Source organism: Corynebacterium tuscaniense, assembly GCF_008693065.1.
Taxonomy (GTDB): Bacteria; Actinomycetota; Actinomycetes; order Mycobacteriales; family Mycobacteriaceae; genus Corynebacterium; species Corynebacterium tuscaniense.
This window is the reverse complement of the sequence record NZ_VXKH01000012.1, coordinates 21,477-38,122: the sequence shown is the minus strand read 5'-3', so window position 1 is coordinate 38,122 and position 16,646 is coordinate 21,477. Positions and strand designations below refer to the sequence as shown.

The 16,646-nt window shown below is 58.2% G+C and carries 17 protein-coding genes; 10 read left to right on the top strand and 7 right to left on the bottom strand.

The annotated features are described in order from the left end of the window. The 5 genes from F4V54_RS11425 to F4V54_RS04245 all read left to right on the top strand — a co-directional run. Nucleotides 1–1,083: protein kinase family protein (locus F4V54_RS11425; RefSeq protein WP_487246614.1), on the top strand; the 1,083-nt coding region annotated here is incomplete at its 5' end. Nucleotides 1,084–1,210: 127 nt separating this feature from the next. Next, on the top strand, nt 1,211–1,798 hold the full coding sequence (locus F4V54_RS04260) for an RNA polymerase sigma factor (protein WP_102723610.1): 588 nt from the start codon (nt 1,211–1,213) through the stop codon (nt 1,796–1,798). A gap of 28 nt (nt 1,799–1,826) precedes the next feature. Continuing rightward, nucleotides 1,827–2,798 (top strand): thioredoxin-disulfide reductase, encoded by a 972-nt coding sequence (trxB, locus tag F4V54_RS04255; RefSeq protein WP_052092797.1) that lies wholly within the window; start codon nt 1,827–1,829, stop codon nt 2,796–2,798. A gap of 50 nt (nt 2,799–2,848) precedes the next feature. Next, a complete protein-coding gene (trxA, locus tag F4V54_RS04250) occupies nt 2,849–3,172 on the top strand; it encodes a thioredoxin (RefSeq protein ID WP_034663896.1) in 324 nt (107 codons plus the stop codon). Between the two features lie 79 nt (nt 3,173–3,251). Beyond that, the gene (locus F4V54_RS04245; protein WP_373277172.1) at nt 3,252–4,430 is read left to right on the top strand and encodes an N-acetylmuramoyl-L-alanine amidase; all 1,179 of its coding nucleotides are present in this window, start codon (nt 3,252–3,254) and stop codon (nt 4,428–4,430) included. 116 nt (nt 4,431–4,546) lie between these two features. On the opposite strand, the gene F4V54_RS04240 is transcribed toward F4V54_RS04245, so the two are convergent. The 7 genes from F4V54_RS04240 to rpmH all read right to left on the bottom strand — a co-directional run bounded on the left by F4V54_RS04240 (nt 4,547) and on the right by rpmH (nt 9,052). Next, nucleotides 4,547–5,632 carry a ParB/RepB/Spo0J family partition protein gene (locus F4V54_RS04240; RefSeq protein ID WP_102723612.1) on the bottom strand — a complete coding sequence of 362 codons (1,086 nt, stop codon included), beginning with the start codon at nt 5,630–5,632 and terminating at the stop codon, nt 4,547–4,549. Nucleotide 5,633: 1 nt separating this feature from the next. Continuing rightward, on the bottom strand, nt 5,634–6,575 hold the full coding sequence (locus F4V54_RS04235; RefSeq protein WP_102723613.1) for a ParA family protein: 942 nt from the start codon (nt 6,573–6,575) through the stop codon (nt 5,634–5,636). 64 nt (nt 6,576–6,639) lie between these two features. After that, on the bottom strand, nt 6,640–7,281 hold the full coding sequence (gene rsmG, locus F4V54_RS04230; protein WP_150386358.1) for a 16S rRNA (guanine(527)-N(7))-methyltransferase RsmG: 642 nt from the start codon (nt 7,279–7,281) through the stop codon (nt 6,640–6,642). A gap of 5 nt (nt 7,282–7,286) precedes the next feature. After that, nucleotides 7,287–8,303 carry a membrane protein insertase YidC gene (gene yidC, locus F4V54_RS04225; RefSeq protein WP_150386357.1) on the bottom strand — a complete coding sequence of 339 codons (1,017 nt, stop codon included), beginning with the start codon at nt 8,301–8,303 and terminating at the stop codon, nt 7,287–7,289. A 6-nt stretch (nt 8,304–8,309) separates the two neighbouring features. Continuing rightward, nucleotides 8,310–8,552: a membrane protein insertion efficiency factor YidD gene (gene yidD, locus F4V54_RS04220; RefSeq protein ID WP_084576678.1), complete on the bottom strand. Its 243-nt coding sequence runs from the start codon at nt 8,550–8,552 to the stop codon at nt 8,310–8,312. After that, nucleotides 8,545–8,904, bottom strand: coding sequence for a ribonuclease P protein component (rnpA, locus tag F4V54_RS04215; protein WP_150386356.1), 360 nt, complete (start codon nt 8,902–8,904; stop codon nt 8,545–8,547). Before rnpA ends, yidD begins: the two co-directional genes overlap by 8 nt. A 10-nt stretch (nt 8,905–8,914) precedes the next feature. Then, nucleotides 8,915–9,052 (bottom strand): 50S ribosomal protein L34, encoded by a 138-nt coding sequence (gene rpmH, locus F4V54_RS04210; RefSeq protein WP_084576676.1) that lies wholly within the window; start codon nt 9,050–9,052, stop codon nt 8,915–8,917. Nucleotides 9,053–9,907: 855 nt separating this feature from the next. Here rpmH and dnaA point away from each other — a divergent pair. From dnaA to F4V54_RS04185, 5 genes are all read left to right on the top strand, one after another. Continuing rightward, complete coding sequence (dnaA, locus tag F4V54_RS04205; RefSeq protein WP_150386355.1) at nt 9,908–11,551, top strand: chromosomal replication initiator protein DnaA; 1,644 nt, start codon at nt 9,908–9,910, stop codon at nt 11,549–11,551. 603 nt (nt 11,552–12,154) lie between these two features. Beyond that, the gene (dnaN, locus tag F4V54_RS04200) at nt 12,155–13,345 is read left to right on the top strand and encodes a DNA polymerase III subunit beta (RefSeq protein ID WP_034665087.1); all 1,191 of its coding nucleotides are present in this window, start codon (nt 12,155–12,157) and stop codon (nt 13,343–13,345) included. Nucleotides 13,346–13,389: 44 nt separating this feature from the next. Further along, nucleotides 13,390–14,589, top strand: a complete 1,200-nt coding sequence (gene recF, locus F4V54_RS04195) for a DNA replication/repair protein RecF (protein ID WP_150386354.1) — start codon at nt 13,390–13,392, stop codon at nt 14,587–14,589. Then, nucleotides 14,586–15,212 carry a DciA family protein gene (locus F4V54_RS04190; RefSeq protein WP_034665065.1) on the top strand — a complete coding sequence of 209 codons (627 nt, stop codon included), beginning with the start codon at nt 14,586–14,588 and terminating at the stop codon, nt 15,210–15,212. The genes recF and F4V54_RS04190 overlap by 4 nt, the downstream gene beginning before the upstream one ends. 48 nt (nt 15,213–15,260) lie before the next feature. Next, on the top strand, nt 15,261–16,514 hold the full coding sequence (locus tag F4V54_RS04185) for an ATP-binding protein (RefSeq protein WP_150386353.1): 1,254 nt from the start codon (nt 15,261–15,263) through the stop codon (nt 16,512–16,514). Nucleotides 16,515–16,646 lie beyond the last annotated feature (132 nt).

Genomic DNA, 16,646 nt, shown 5'->3' with positions numbered 1-16,646 from the left:
GCGCTTGACGCCGCCGGGGTGGCCCACCGCACCCGGGCGATCGCAAAGCTGCACCTGCCCGCGGTCGCCCCGATTCTGGATGTTATTTCCTACCGCACTGGCTGCCTTGTTATAGCCGACTGGATTTCAGGTTCCTCCCTGCAGGCCGTCGCCGAGTCCACCACGCCACTAGTCGAGGAGGCAGTCCACGCCGCAACGGTGCCACTGAGCAAGTCCATCCAGTTCGCCCACGAGCATGGGCTGGCGCTGGGTCTGGATAACCGTAACCGCATGCGCGTGACGGAGGATGGCATTGTTGTCCTCGCTTTCCCCACGGTGCTGGCCACCGCGAGCATTGAGGCAGATGATGCTGCCTGGGAATCTGCACAAGACTTACTGATGGCAGCAACCCGGCCGGACGCCACGCTGGGGGCGCCCCAGCCCGCCCCGGAAATTGCACCGCAGCCGGCACTCGTTGCTGGTTTTGGTGCACGTGGTATGGGCACCGTGGGCACAACCGCACTGGTTTCAGCGGCCATCATGGCTGTGGTCGCCGTTGCTGCATTGAGCGTCTTTGTGATCAGCCAGTTCAGTAAGAATCCCGATGCGCCGGTGACGAAGGACTCTGTGGAAAAGGTTGAAAATGATTCCACCGATTCAGCACAGCCCGCGGTAATCATTTCTTCTGTCACCCCCGACCCTGCTTTTGCAGCATTGGCGGATGGGGATACCGCTACCACAGCAACAGTGTCACCCGGTGACCGGATTGTGCTCACCCCGCAGGAGCGCGCTGGAAACACCAACTTCACCGCGCGCAGTATCATCCTCAACAGCAAAACCGGCGGGCTCGATTACACCATCTACGCCCTTCCGCACGAGAACACGAACACTGAGGCCACAGGAAGCTCTGACACTGATCTTCCCGTCATCTCCACAGGAACACTGACGGACAAGCGCTTTTCCATCAAGGTTCCGCAGCAGCCGGAGCTGGCCGAACTCGAAGGCATCATCATTGCAATTAGTGCCCCTGCTGACAATCCCACCTGGAATGGCGCGCCCGCTGTGATCCGGGAAGTCACCATTGTGGGTACACGCCCGCGTTAAAAGTCGGCGGGTTTTTCACCTTTTTCGCAGTGTCCACTTAAGTGGACACTTTTTGGTGGCATAACGTCGCTTCGCATGCCACAATGAAGACAAATATTCGGGGATTTGGGATTGTTTGGGGGCAACCATGAACAAGCTACAGCGCAGAAAAGCGCAGCGTGCCTGGTCGGATGAGGCGTTGGCGGCGGAATATTTGAAGGGGGATGTGCGGGCGTTTGAGGCGATCGTCGATAGGCATACTCCGCGGCTGATTGCGGTGGCCCGCAGAAATGCACGCAACCACCACGATGCGCAGGATATTGTGCAGGAAGCGCTGCTGAAAGCCTCACTGAACATGCACACCTTCCGCTCGGAGGCCGCCCTGGCCACATGGCTCTACCGCCTGGTGGTCAACGCGGGCCATGACCACGCAAAACGGGCTGAGAACAAGCGCCGCCACCTGAGCCTGGATGATGAAGACACGATGGTGCCCGCCATGATCAATGCGGCTGCGTATGCGCCATTCCAAAATTTTGATCGGATTATGGCGCTGCGGCAGATCCTGGCGAAGATGCCGTCTGCGCACCGCAGGGCACTCATGCTTATCGACGTCCAGGGGCTCACCGTCAACACCGCCGCCCGCGAACTTGGCGTGGCACCGGGCACCGTGAAGTCCCGGCGCCATAGGGCACGCGAGATGATCGTGGACTACTTCGCGGACGAGGTGGCACGTTAGACTGGCACGCATGACCGTACCGAACTCCATGTCTACTTCCACTCCGACCTCTTCTTCTCCGTTCGGAGAAGGAGAGGAAGACACCCACGATGTCATCGTTATTGGCTCCGGCCCCGCTGGCTACACGGCGGCGTTGTACACCGCGCGCGCAAACCTGAAGCCACTGGTGTTTGAAGGTTTTGAGTTCGGTGGTGAGTTGATGAACACCACTGAGGTGGAAAATTACCCCGGTTTTGAGAAGGGCATTATGGGCCCGGATCTCATGATGGAGATGCGTGCGCAGGCGGAGCGTTTCGGCGCGGATCTGCGCGCGGAGATGGTGGATAGCGTGGAGCTAGAGGGCGCAGTTAAGAAGGTGCACGTGGGGGATGAGGTCTTCACTGCCCGTTCTGTCATCCTGGCCACCGGTGCGGCCCCGCGCCACTTGGGTATTCCGGGTGAGCAGCAGCTGACTGGTCGCGGTGTGTCTACGTGCGCGACCTGTGACGGCTTCTTCTTCAAGGACCAGCACATTGCCGTTGTTGGCGGTGGGGATTCCGCGATGGAGGAAGCCACCTTCCTCAGCCGTTTTGGTTCAAAGATCACGCTCATTCACCGCCGTGAGGAGTTCCGTGCCTCCCAGATCATGCTGGACCGTGCGCGGGCGAATGAGAAGATTGAGATCCTTACCAACACGGTTGTGGAGGAAGTCCTCGAAGACGGTGGCAAGGTTGCCGGTCTGCGTCTAAAGAACACTGTGACGGGGGAGGAATCTGAGTTGGACGCCACCGCTATGTTCGTGGCTATCGGCCACGATCCGCGCTCGAGTTTCCTGGAGGGCCAGGTAGCCACGGATGCGGAAGGCTATGTCACCGTGGAGCACCCGAGCACCAAGACCTCCATCTCGGGTGTCTTCGCTGCTGGTGATCTGGTAGATAACTATTACCGCCAGGCAATTACCGCGGCGGGCTCTGGTTGCCGGGCAGCCATTGATGCGGAGCACTACTTGGAGTCGCTTTAAAACCGCTAGTTTTAACGTCAAGCTGAACCACTATTAATAAGGAGCACTCAATGTCGGGTTCTATCGAAGCGAACCAGGTCACGTTCAAGCAGGAAGTCATTGATTCCGATGTGCCGGTTCTCGTGGATTTTTGGGCTGACTGGTGCGGGCCGTGCCACAGGTTGGCACCGGCTCTTGAGGATGTGGCTGAGGAGCTGGCGGGTCGCGCGAAGGTGGTGAAGGTCAACGTGGACCAGGAACGCATACTCGCTGCGACTTACCAGGTAATGTCGATCCCGAATCTGCTTATTTTCAAGGGTGGGGAAGTGGTGGAAAACTTTGTTGGCGTAGAGCCGAAGGAAGACATTATTGCTCGCCTTGAGGCGCATATTTAGATTGGGGCAGACCATCGTCGGTTAATTCCGCATGGTCAGTAAGATTATTGCGGTACAAGTCCGTGAAGAAAGGTGAGTAGTGATAGGACGTCTTGGGGTGGGGGATTTGAGCCCGCGCGTCGCTGAGGTCCGCTCGACGCTTGCGCGGCTCGGCCTGCTCACTGGTTTTGAGGGGGACGTGGGGGAGTGGAGTCGCCGTAAATTTTCGCCGGAAGAAATGCTTTTCGACGATGCTTTGGCGAACACCCTGAAAGCCTTCCAACAGTCGCGCGGGATTTTGCCCTCCGGTGAGATTGATGATTTGACGTTGCGTGAGCTGCGTCAGGCCTCATACACGCTTGGTGCGCGTGTGCTGAGCTATGAGCCAAACCAGATCATGGTGGGCGATGATGTGAGCCAGTTGCAGAAGCAGCTGCAGGAATTGGGCTTTTATTCGGGGCGTATTGATGGGCACTTTGGCCCAGATACGCATGAGGCGTTGTCGAATTACCAGCTGAATTACGGCATCCAGGATGACGGGATGTGTGGGCCGGAAACGCTTCACGCCCTGAGTCTGCTTGGCCGACGGATCACTGGTGGTTCCACGCAGGCGATCCGTGAGCGCGAGGTGGTCCGCAGGGCCGGTCCGCGTCTGACGGGTAAGCGCGTAGTGATCGACCCGAATATTGACGTGTCTAATCCCATGGATGTCACGGGACGTCATGGGCGGATCTCCGAAGAGGAGATCTTGTGGGATTTGGCTTCCCGTGTGGAATCCCGCATGATTGCCGCCGGGATGGAGACGATCATGTCGCGTCCCCGCGGTGATCACCCCTCGCCGAAGGCCCGCGCCGATATGGCGAATGGGTTTGATGCGGATTTGCTTATCTCTTTGCAGCTGGACCGCTACCACAATGACAAGGCCAACGGTGTGGCCACGTTCTACTTCGGTTCGGAGCAGGGTGCCTCCTCAATGACTGGGGAAACCCTTTCGGGTTTCATCCAGCGTGAGATTGTTGCGCGCACAGACCTGGGTAACTGCTACACCCACGGCCGGACGTGGGAGCTGCTCCGCATGACGGAGATGCCATCCGTTGAGGTGGTGTTGGGGTATCTGACTAACCCGCGTGACGTGTCCATTGTCACGGACCCGACTCAGCGAGACGCGATCGCCGAAGCGATCGTTGTCGCCGTGAAGCGCCTCTACCTGTTGGATGAAGATACCCAGCCGACGGGCACATACTCCTTCAAGGAGCTCCTGCAAGAGGAGCAAGGCTAACGCATTCGGTGAAGGATTTAACACCCCGCCGAACATCCAATTTTAAAACCCCCTCGTCAGGGGGTTTTGGTCTACTTGGAACTCAGCAGTGGTGTTAAATCCTTCACCAGTCCCGTTTAATCCCGGCTCTCAATCAGGGCCAAGATGCGCTCAAAGTCCTCGCGGTCACCGAACTCCACGACGATCTTGCCTTTGCGCTTACCCATGGTGACAGAGACTTTGGTGTCCCATTCATCAGCAAGCCGGTCAGCGGCCTGGGTGAGGAATTCCGGCTGCGGGGTGGGCTGGCGCTTAGGTTTCTCCGGCAGCGCGCCTGAGCGGTTAAGCAGGGTCACGGCTTCCTCGGTGGCGCGAACACTCAAGCCCTCGGCCACAATCCGATCAGCCAGCTGCTCTTGTGCCTCAGCACCCACCTTGACAGCTAGCAGCGCACGGGCGTGGCCGGCGCTCAACACACCCGCGGCCACGCGGCGCTGCACGGGGACAGGCAGGTTGAGCAAACGAATCGTGTTCGTGATGGTCGGGCGCGACCGTCCAAGACGGTCAGCGAGTTGCTCTTGGGTGACGCCGAACTCCTCAAGCAGCTGCTGGTAGGCAGCGCCTTCTTCAAGGGGGTTGAGCTGCACACGGTGGATGTTCTCCAGGAGTGCGTCACGCAGCATGTCCTCATCGGAGGTGTCACGCACGATCGCAGGGATACGCTTCAGGCCTGCCTTGGCAGAGGCACGCCAACGGCGTTCACCCATGATGAGCTCGTAGCCGTCCTTGGCGGGGCGGACGACAATGGGCTGCAGCAGACCGAATTCCTTGACGGAATGGACCAGTTCGGCCAGTTCATCCTCATCAAAATCAGTGCGTGGCTGCTTCGCGTTGGGGAAGATATCCCCGATGGGAATCTCCTGGTAGGTGGCACCGAAAGAATCCGCACTCACCATCGCTGCAGGAACAGTCCCGGCACCAGAACCATCAGCGGATCCACCGATAACCGGTGCGCCTGGGATGTTAGGAGCGCCCTTTACCTTCTTCGATTTCGCTGCCGAAGAACCGGAGGAGTCAGCGGCTTCACGCGCCCCTTTGGACCCGCCGATGATGACGTCGGCTGCGCTGTCACCCAGCGGGCCAGTTTTCTGGGGTTGGTCCGGGTTGGACGGGATGAGGGCGGCAAGCCCGCGGCCTAGTCCGCCTTTTCGCTGTTGCGCCATGTTAGTTGTCCTCCTGACCAAGTTGGGCGGCGATCTCGGGGCTCACGCCGATGGGTCCTGTTGTTGGGTGCGGCTGGTAGTCGCCACGGGTTGCTAGTTCTTTGGCTGCGTCGAAGTAAGCCATGGCGCCGGTGGAGCCAGGGTCATAGTCGATGACGGTTTGGCCGAAACCTGGGGCTTCGGACACTTTAATGGAGCGTGGAATAGCATTGCGGAGCACCACGTCGCCGAATTGGCCGCGGACTTCGTCGACGACTTGTTCGGAGAGTTTGGTGCGACCGTCATACATGGTCAGGAGCACTGCGGAAATGTGCAGGTTCGGGTTGAGGGCCTGCCGGATCATGCTGATGTTGTTCAGGAGTTGGCCCACGCCTTCCAGGGCATAGTACTCGCACTGGATGGGAATCAGGACCTCATCAACGGCGTTCATCGCGTTGATGGTCAGCAGACCGAGAGATGGTGGGCAGTCCACGAAGACGTAGTCGAATTCGTGTTCTTCCAGAAACCCACGACCCAGCGCATCGGCCAGGCGATACTCGCGGCGCACCAGACTGACCAGCTCAATCTCCGCGCCGGCTAGGTCGATGGTGGCAGGAATGCAATACAGGTTGGGGCCGGATTGTTGGAGGGCTTCCTCCGCGGTGGCGGAACCAATGAGGATCTCGTAGGACGAGGTTTCTCCATCGCGGTGCGCCGCACCAAGTGCTGTGGAGGCGTTGCCTTGGGGGTCAAGGTCGATCACCAGCACCTTGCACCCGAGCTTGGCCAAAGACGCTGCCAGATTAACGGAGGTGGTGGTTTTTCCTACCCCGCCTTTTTGGTTAGCCACGGTGATCACGCGGGGCTTTTCAGGTTTGGGCACTGTCTCTTTACCCGTGTTCATGTACGCGGCGCGGCGGGCGGCGACGGCGATAGGTGTGTCATCCCACTGCTGATCGTCCACGTGGCCTCCCGTTGAATAAATAAACTGTTACACACAGACTCTAATAAATGCCGGCGACATCCGTTTAGCCCACCCGAGTTATGCGGATCAGGGTGGTGGGTTGTTCCAGTACATCCGCACCAACCGCAAAAATTTCAGCATCCACGCCGCCGGCTTTCGCAATGACTTTCGCGTCGCGTTCAAGCTCCTCGCTTACGGACGCCCCCTTCATCGCCACCATCGCCCCACCCGGCCGCACGAGCGGCAGCGACCAGACGGCGAGTTTACCAAGGGGAGCGACGGCGCGGGATGTCACAACGTCGAAAAGCAACCTCTTTTGCTCTTCCGCACGCCCGCGAATAACGGTGACGTTGTCCAGGCTGAGTTCTGCTTTGACCTCACTGAGGTAGGTGGAGCGTTTAAGCAGTGGCTCAATGAGCGTGACAGAAAGGTCCGGGCGCGCGATGGCCAGCGGAATGCCAGGCAGGCCAGCACCGGAGCCTATGTCAGCGACGGACGCACCCTCACGGAACGCTTCGGAGATGACGCCGCAGTTGAGAATGTGGCGGCTCCACAGGCGGGAAACCTCTTTCGGGCCGATAAATCCACGTTCCGCAGCCGTGGTGGCCAGGGAATCGTGGTAGGCCTGGGCGAGTTCCAACCTGTCACCGAAGACAGCGGTGGCCGCGGCGGGGGCGGGCTCGCATTGGGAAAGGTTGTCCAGCATAAGGGTTACTTCCGCTTCTGAGCGTCGGCTTGACGCTGCTTTTTAGAGCGGTTATCCACCTTGCGGGCACCCGGCTGGGGTGCGGATGCACGCTTTGCTTCGCGGCGGGCCTCTTCCTCAGCGGCTTCTTCGCGGTCCATCTTGTCAAAGACGATCATGGACTGGATGAAGGTCCACACGTTGTTGGTCACCATGTAGGTCAGCAGACCAATGTGCCAGAAAACACCGGTGAACAGCAGGGTTGCCGGGACGAACCACAGCGTCATGCCGTTCATGGTCTTCATCTGCGTTTCCATCATCTCCGCAGACATCGGACCATTGTTGGCTGGCTTTTTGCCCTTTGCTGCCTCATCGGCCTTGCGCTTAGCCATGCGCTCGCGCTGGCGCTTCATGGATAGGCGGGTGTTGAAGTGCGTCATCACCACGCTGATCAAAATCAGCGGCACAGCCACCATGATGATGTTGGTTTTGGTGAAGTCCACGGGGGCGAACGCCGCGTACTGCTCCTGTGGCATGGAGATGTAGGAGGACAACGGCACACCGAACACACGGGCATCCAGGAAGGACTGCACGTCTTCGGGGGAGAAGATGTAATTCGCTGTGTTGCGGTTCTGCTCAATGCTCAAGCCCAGACCACCAGCACCAGTACCGGTGCGGTTAAAGGAGCGCAGCACGTGGAACAGACCAATGAACACCGGCAGCTGCGCCAGCGGCGCGATGCAGCTGGCCAGCGGGTTCATGTTGGCTTCTTTGTACAGCTTCTGGGTCTCCGCGGCCATCTTGGCCTGGTCCTTGCCGTACTTGGCACGCAGTTCAGCCAGCTGGGGCTGCAGCTCCTGCATCTTCCGGCCGGCGCGAAGCTGGTTGACCATCGGCTTCACCAGGAACACGCGGATAGTGAACGTGAGGAAGATGATGGCCAGGATCCAGGAGGCACCCGAATCGGGGGAGAAGATGTAGCCGAAGACCTTGTGCCAAAACCAGAGGATGGCAGAGATCGGCCAGTAGATGAAGTTCAGCACTGGGGTCTAACTCCTGACTTGTGGTACGGGGTCGTATCCGCCGGGATGCCAAGGCCCACATTTGCAGAGGCGGGCGGCGGTGAGCCAACTACCTTTCCATGCGCCGTGCTGTGACACAGCTGTGACAGCGTAGGCGCTACATGTGGGCTCGAAGCGACATGTTGGTCCCATTTTAAGGGGTGAAAGATATTTTTGGTAAAGGTGCACGAGTGCCAGGATGGCGCGTTGGGCGGGGTTAGCGTTACTCATGGTTGTGTTTCGCTGCTGCTCGTTTCAGGGCGTTGCCAATATCGTTGCGCAGATCCTTACTTGAGGCGCCCGCGCTCGCTGGCAGTGCGCGCAGGACAACGTCGGTTTCACGCGGAAGCTTATCGACGAGTCCCAGGCACACATGCCTCAACTGCCTACTCACCCGGTGACGGGCGACAGCATTACCCACCTGCTTAGACACAACTAACCCGAACCGTGGGCCACCGGTGATGATGGGCTCGGTTCGGGTGTAGTAGTGCACCACCACGGTGCGGGTGCCAGCACGCCCACCGTTGCGCATCGCACGGCGGAAATCCGCCGAGGATGTGAGTTTATGGGGGCGTGGTAGCACTACAAAGCACTTACGCGGTCAGGCTCTTGCGGCCCTTCTTGCGGCGCGCGGAAACAATAGCGCGGCCGGCGCGGGTGCTCATACGGGTACGGAAGCCGTGCTTGCGGGCACGACGACGGTTATTAGGCTGGAAAGTCCGCTTAGGCACGGTGACTCCTTGACGTCGTGGCTGCCTGCGGCGGTACTCCACTGCACATCATTGGTGCTGTGGTGCACGCGCCTTCCGGGGTTAAGGCAGCCGGAAAACATTTTCGGTGAGATTGCTCTAGGTGGCACTCGGGCCGGTGGCGTGCGCTATCCAAGCTGACTCGCTGCCTATCCACCCCGCTGGCTGGGGGTCATTGTGGGCGGCGGCCCGGTGCTCGGCGCAGATAACGCTCGCACGCACACCCTGTGACAGGTGTGACAGACCCCGACAGAATACGGCAGCGTTGGCCCAGCTGACAAATCGACGCGCGGTGATGGCCAGCCATTGGTGGCACTACCCCCGAAATTACAAGAGTGTGGTTTTCCGCAGGTCACGAGCGACACGCCGAGGCAACCTGCGAGGGGCCTGTCAACAATCCCACTGCCACGACTCGATCCGCGTTTCCGCGACCCCCCGACACCTTGAAAACGTGACGCGGAAAATACGATTTTCTAGACAGCCAGACCGTTTCCGGAGTAGAAAGTTTCTATCACCACAACTTCATAAGGAATCACCCATCCCTGTTGTGGATAAACCTCAACTTCTTCTTAAGGTTTATGAGCCTGTTTACTTAAACAAGCTGGTCACAACAGGTTTTTGAATGTTAATTGTTTTTCCACAGCCAGACGCTTATCTTGTGGATAAACTCCGCAACCCAAAATTTCACACCTGTGGATAAAGTTGTGGACTACAAGGTAACAGCGGGAATTACATCCCGCCGAAGATGTGGATAGTCCCGTGGACAACCGCGGGACCGGATTCCTGAGAAACCAATGGGAACCAGTTGAACGTAGCAAGAAACGTAGTAGGAGAGGCATGGCAAACGAACAGCAGGGGCTTGATGCCCTGTGGCACGAGATCGTTGTCGAACTCCTGCTTCTTTCGGAGCGCCCAAATTCGAGCGTTCCTACTTTCACCCCCGGTGACCGCGCCTACCTGCAGCTGTGCCGCCCGGTCGTGATGGGGGAGGGATACTGCATTTTGTCCGCCCCGCATGAAGCAGCCAAAAACATCGTGGAAACGCGCCTTGCCCCTCACATCAGCGACCTGCTCAGCCAGCACATGGGCATGCCGTGCACTCTGGCGGTAACGATTTCCGCCCATGAACCCGTCCACGAACAGGCACCCGAACCTCAGCAACAGGCACCAGCTCCAACGCCGGCCCCCAGCCAACCCGCACACCAGTGGTACTCCACTTACTCGCAGTCCGCGGAGGAAGAAGTCACAGCCACGGAACCAGCACCACCGGCCACACCACTCGTCGGTGAGCAGCTGCCCATGGGGCTTGATGAGCTCGCTCGAATCCACTCCCAGCAACAAGAAAACCTGGTCGAGGAGTCCTCGCGGCAGCAGTCAGCGCACCCGATTGTTCCGGCGCCACAACGTATACCGCGTGAAAAGCCCGCGGTGGATCCAAACCGTGAGACCTCGCTGAACCCGAAGTACACGTTTGAGAATTTTGTTATTGGTTCCTCCAACCGTTTTGCCAACGGCGCGGCAGTCGCCGTGGCGGAGAACCCCGCCCGTGCATACAACCCTTTGTTTATTTGGGGTGGTTCCGGCCTGGGCAAAACCCACCTGCTCCACGCCGCTGGGAACTACGCCCGAGTGCTACAGCCGAACCTGCGCATTAGGTATGTGTCTTCGGAGGAGTTCACCAATGACTACATCAACTCAGTGCGCGATGACCGGCAGGAATCTTTCAAACGCCGTTACCGTGACTTGGACATCCTCATGGTGGATGACATCCAGTTCTTGGAAGGTAAGGAAGGTACGCAGGAGGAGTTCTTCCACACCTTCAACGCGTTGCACCAGGCGAATAAGCAGATCATCTTGTCCTCGGACCGGCCGCCACGCCAGCTGACCACGCTGGAAGATCGTCTGCGTACGCGCTTTGAGGGCGGGTTGATTACGGATATTCAGCCGCCAGATTTGGAAACGCGCATTGCTATTTTGATGAAAAAGGCCTCTGCGGATGGCACGCGGGTGAGTGATGATGTGCTCACACTGATCGCGTCCCAGTTTGAGTCCTCGATCCGTGAGCTTGAGGGCGCATTGATCAGGGTGTCGGCATATTCCTCTTTGATTAATGAGCCGATCACGCTTGACGTCGCCCAAGTCGCTCTGCGCGACATTCTTCCGGATGAAGGCGATATCACCATCACTGCCGCCACTATCAAGGAGGTGGCGGCGGAGTACTTCCGGATCTCCATGGATCGCCTCACCGGTTCCGGCAAGACACGTACCGTTGCGCATGCTCGTCAGCTGGCTATGTACCTGTGCCGTGAGCTCACGGATCTCTCTTTGCCCAAGATCGGCCAGGAGTTCGGCGGCAAGGATCACACCACAGTCATGTACGCCAACCGCAAGATCCGTAAGGAAATGACGGAAAACCGCGAGACCTACGACGAAATCCAGGAACTCACCCAGATCATCAAAAACCGCGTCCGCGCAAACTAAGCCGATTCACGCCGAGACCGCCCCACGTGGGAGCGGTCTTTTTTGCTTTTCGACGTCTCGCCCGTTCACGCCACCCCTCCCGCCGCGTTATCCACAGAGTTATTCACAGCTGTGTAATTCCACGTTTGTAATTAGGTGAGATTGGTTACATTTCTCTTTGTCCACAGGGTCACAGCGACATAAGCCCTGATTCCACACGTTGTGCCCAAGGCTGTGAGTAGTCGGTGGATAAGTCGAGTTGGGTTGTGAGGAATGGGACGACGAGTTCTAAATTCCACAGAAGGACGGAGTTATCCACAGGTTCTCCACACCCGTGGCTCACATCCGAAAAACGTGATTACCGTGCACCGAAACCGGGATCTCCACAGTGTGCACAGGACTTACTGTTCTTACTAGTTCTTTTTCTAGTATTAATCCCAAGAGAAATAGAGCGTGGGGACAACTTCGGCCACTGAGGTGGACTCCGCCTAGAACTTGTTCATGGACTTGACCTAGGGTGGATCGCAAAACTTCTTATAGAACTTGTAATCTTGGGCAGATGTGGGGCCAATGCCGATGAGCACTCATGAGCTCCCGCCTCTTCCAACCATCAAGGAGCCGATCATGGACGACATCAACGTGTCATTCCGCGTGCATAAGGATGACTTGACTGACGCTGTCGCGTGGGTCGCCCGCAACCTGCCTACGAAAAACACACAGCCAGTGCTGCGCGCAGTGGTCATCACTGCAGATGACAACGGTTTGGAACTCGCGGGTTTTGACTACGAGGTATCCACGCGCGTGCGCATCGCCGCTGAGGTAGATCAGCCTGGTCGCGTTGCTGTGGCCGGCAAACTCATGGCGGACATTGTGTCCAACATGCCGGCGAAACCAGTTGAGGTCTCCGTGGTCGATGGGAAACGTCTGCTGCTGCAGGGCGGGTCCGCGCGCTTTGAGCTGCCACTTATGCCACTGGATGATTACCCGCAGCTGCCCACTCTCCCGGAAGTCACCGGCACGCTGTCTACCTCGACCTTTGTTGGTGCCATCACCCAGGTTGCATCGGCTGCTGGCCGTGATGACACGTTGCCGATGCTCACGGGTGTGCACATGGAAGTCACCGGTAACCGCGTTCAGCTTGCGGCCACGGACCGTTTCCGTTTGGCGCTGCGTTCCTTGGAGTGGCAGCCAGTCAGCCCAGACGTGGAGGCGAAGCTGCTCATCCCAGCGAAGACGTTGTTGGACAACGCGCGCACCTTGGACACTCATGTGGAAGAGCCGGTGGAAATCGCTGTTGGTACTGGTGAGAACGTGGGTGGGGAAGGCCTGTTTGGCCTGCACTCCGCTAACCGTGAAACCACCACGCGCTTGCTGGATGCGGATTTCCCGAATATTCAGCCGTTGCTACCGAAGACGCATACATCGATGGCAAGTGTGGAGATCTCCCCCTTGGTGGAAGCTATTCGCCGCGTGAGCTTGGTCGCTGACCGCAATGCGCAACTACGCATGCATTTCAAGCCGGGCGAAGTAACGCTGTTCGCATCCGGTGCGGATTCCGGTGAGGCAAGTGAATCCCTACAGTGTGCGTTCACTGGCGATGATGAGTTGCTGATCGCGTTTAACTCTGGCTACCTGCGTGATGGTTTGTCGGTGATTCCTACGGACCGCGTGGTCTTTGGTTTCACGGAGTCTTCCCGCCCAGCAATCATGATCCCGGAACCGGAGGAGATGCCGGAAGCAAATGCGGACGGAAGCTTTGACACTCCTGCCACCAACTTCACGTACCTGCTCATGCCGGTGCGTCTGCCGGGCTAAAACGCCAGGTAAGCAGCTAAAACCAAAAAACCCCGGGGGTTTTTGTGTATCTCCGCGAACTCGATCTGCGTGACTTCCGCTCATGGCCTGAGCTGTCGTTGTCGCTCGAGCCGGGAGTCACGGTGTTTTCGGGGCGGAATGGCCACGGCAAAACCAACATCGTGGAATCGGTGATTTACTCCGCCACGCTGGCTAGTCACCGTGTGTCCTCGAATGTGCCGCTCGTGCGGGCCGGTGCTGCGAATGCCAGAATTTCCGCAACCACGGTCAATGAGGGCCGCGAGCTGACAACGCATCTGTTGATCAGTCCGCGCGAGGCGAACCAGGCCCAGATTAACCGAACACGGTTGAAGTCCCCGCGGGAGATCCTTGGGGTGTTGCGGACCGTGGTGTTTGCGCCGGAGGATCTCGCTCTCGTGGCGGGGGAGCCAGCAGAAAGACGCCGCTTTTTGGATGGCCTGGCTGCCATCCGAGCGCCACGCTTCGGTGGGGCAAAGGCGGATTATGACAAGGTACTGCGGCAGCGTAATGCGCTGCTGCGCAATTCCAATATGGCCCTGCGCAGGGGATACAACGATGATTCCGGTGCCAGTGCGTTGAGCACTCTCGACGCATGGGACTTGCAGCTGGCACGCCTGGGCGCCCAGGTGGTCGCTGGCCGGATGAAGCTGACTAATGAGCTGGCACCGCAGGTGCATGGGGCGTATGCGTCGGTGGCGCCGGAATCGCGCGCAGCGTCGATAAGCTATTCCTCCACGCTGGACCGCGCAGTGAAGGAACTGGCCGGGGAGGAGGCGATCACGGCGGAGATCCTTGAAGCGGCATTTCTTACGGAACTGTCCCGTCGCCGCCGCGATGAGATTGATCGCGGCACTACGCTCGTGGGCCCGCACCGCGATGACTTGGTGCTCATGCTCGGCGAGCAGCCTGCGAAGGGCTACGCCAGCCACGGTGAGACCTGGTCTTACGCGCTGTCACTCCACCTCGCGGAGTATGCGTTGCTGTCCGCGGATGGTTCGGCGCCGGTGCTCATTCTCGACGATGTTTTCGCGGAGCTTGATGCTAAACGGCGACAACGGCTCGTCGCTGTCGCCGAAGAAGCAGAGCAAGTACTCATTACCGCAGCCGTCGGCGATGACCTGCCGGAAAACCTCGACGACCATGTGTCCGCGCGCTACTCCGTGGAGATGGTCGACGGAATTTCCCGCATTGCGGAGGCCACCGCGAAAGAAGCCGACCAATGACAGAGCAGACACCGGAGCAGACCCCACCACAAGACCTGGTCGCCTCGACGTTTAAGAACCTACGCGCCACCGCGAAGCGTCGCGGAGGCACATTGCCAAACCTGAACCGGCAGGGAGCCGGTGTGATCCCGCGGCGCAGCACGGGCAAGGGCAACACCGCACCGGAGGGACTGAAGGTGCCGGGCTTGGATCTCACACCGGAGGCGACAAAAACCCGGCCACTTTTTGGCCGACCGACGGGTGCGGATGGCCGGGCGCTGCGACGTGGCTACGAGGTGAAGGGCTTTGGCGCACTGGTGAAAAACGAGATTGCGCAGCGGGACTGGACGGAATCCATCGCGCATGGCTGGGTGATGGGCAACTGGGAATCGCTGGTGGGGGAGAAGATCGCCCAGCACACTGAGGTGACCATGATCAAAAACGGGGAGGTTTTTATCTCCTGCGACCAGACTGCCTGGGCGACAAACCTGAAGTACATGCAGTCAACGGTGCTGTCCAAGATCGCGGAGAAGATCGGCCCCGGCGTGATTACGAAGCTGCACATCTACCCGCCGAAGACGAAGAACTGGCGGTACGGACCCCTGCACGTCAAGGGCCGGGGGCCGCGGGATACGTATGGGTAATTGCAAATCAGGTCATGAAAACGTTGCGATTCAGGTTATGATGGTCCTATGCAGTATAAAGGTCGGGCTATAGACTCCGTTCTCACCGAGCTTCTAGAGGCCATGGGCGCAGTTTTGATTGAGGGACCTCGCGGCTGCGGAAAAACATCTACAGCTCTTGCCAAGGCTGCTAGTCATGTTCAGCTGGATAAATCTCCGAGCATGGTACAGCTAGCGGAATTGAATCCTTCAGAAATTATGAAAGGCGATACTCCGCGGCTTATCGACGAATGGCAATTAGCTCCGTCAATCTGGAATGCCGTTAGGCATGAGATCGATGACCGGCAACAACGAGGACAATTCATTTTGTCCGGGTCATCATCGCCAACCATGGATGAAAGCCGACATTCGGGTGCAGGGCGTATTGCCCGGCTACGTATGCGCCCCATGGCTTTAGTTGAAAGCGGTGCTTCCTCGGGTTCAATTTCTCTAAACCAACTGGGGATGGGGGAGAGTGTTAGTGCGACCTCAGAATTGAGTTACAAGGATTTAGCGGAACAAGCTGTTCGTGGAGGATGGCCCGGGCTGCTGGAAATCGGGACACGACAAGCAATAGCTTTCAACCGTTCTTACTGTGAGAATATCTGCGAGTCTGAACTTGAAGCAGCGGTAGGCGTGAGGCATAACCCAGATGCCGTACGAAGGTTGATGTCATCCGTCGCTCGAAATATCTCGAGCGAGGCAACGCTCCAAAATATGGCTAAAGATATCGCTCCAGCAGGTACCTCAGTGGAACCGAAAACTGTCGCTGCCTATATCGATGCTTTGAACCAGGTCTTCGCGTTAGAGGAGCTCCCAGCTTGGAGTGTGTCGCTCCGATCGCGATCGCGTCTGCGAACCTCGTCAAAACTTCATTTGGCTGATCCGAGTCTTGCGTGTGCAGCTCTTGGGGTCGGGATCGATCGGCTTGCTGGCGACCCGGAGTATTTCGGTCAAGTCTTCGAGTCGATGGTGATCAGAGATTTGAGAACTCTTGCCAGTGCTGAGTTTGGCAGGGTTTATCACTACCGCGACAACACAGGCCTAGAAGTAGACGCGATCATTGAATATCCCGAGGATTCAAAGTGGGCTGCCTGCGAGGTAAAGCTCGGTTCAAGCAGGATTCATGAAGCAGAAGAAAATCTGCTGAAACTTGCAAATGATCGAGTTGATTTAGAAAAGATAGGAAAGCCAACATTTTTGGCCGTCATTACAGGAACTGAGTATGCCTACACTCTTCCCAGCGGGGTCCACGTGGTGCCCTTAGGCGTGCTTGGGTATTGAGCTTGGAGCAGTGGAATCCTGTTCAGATATTTGGATGGGTTTTGGTAGGGGCGCCCAGAAATCGCGCGAGAAACGCGCTCTCGCTGGCGCTGGCGCTGCGGCTGTAGGGAACCACAAGGGTGTAAGATGGCA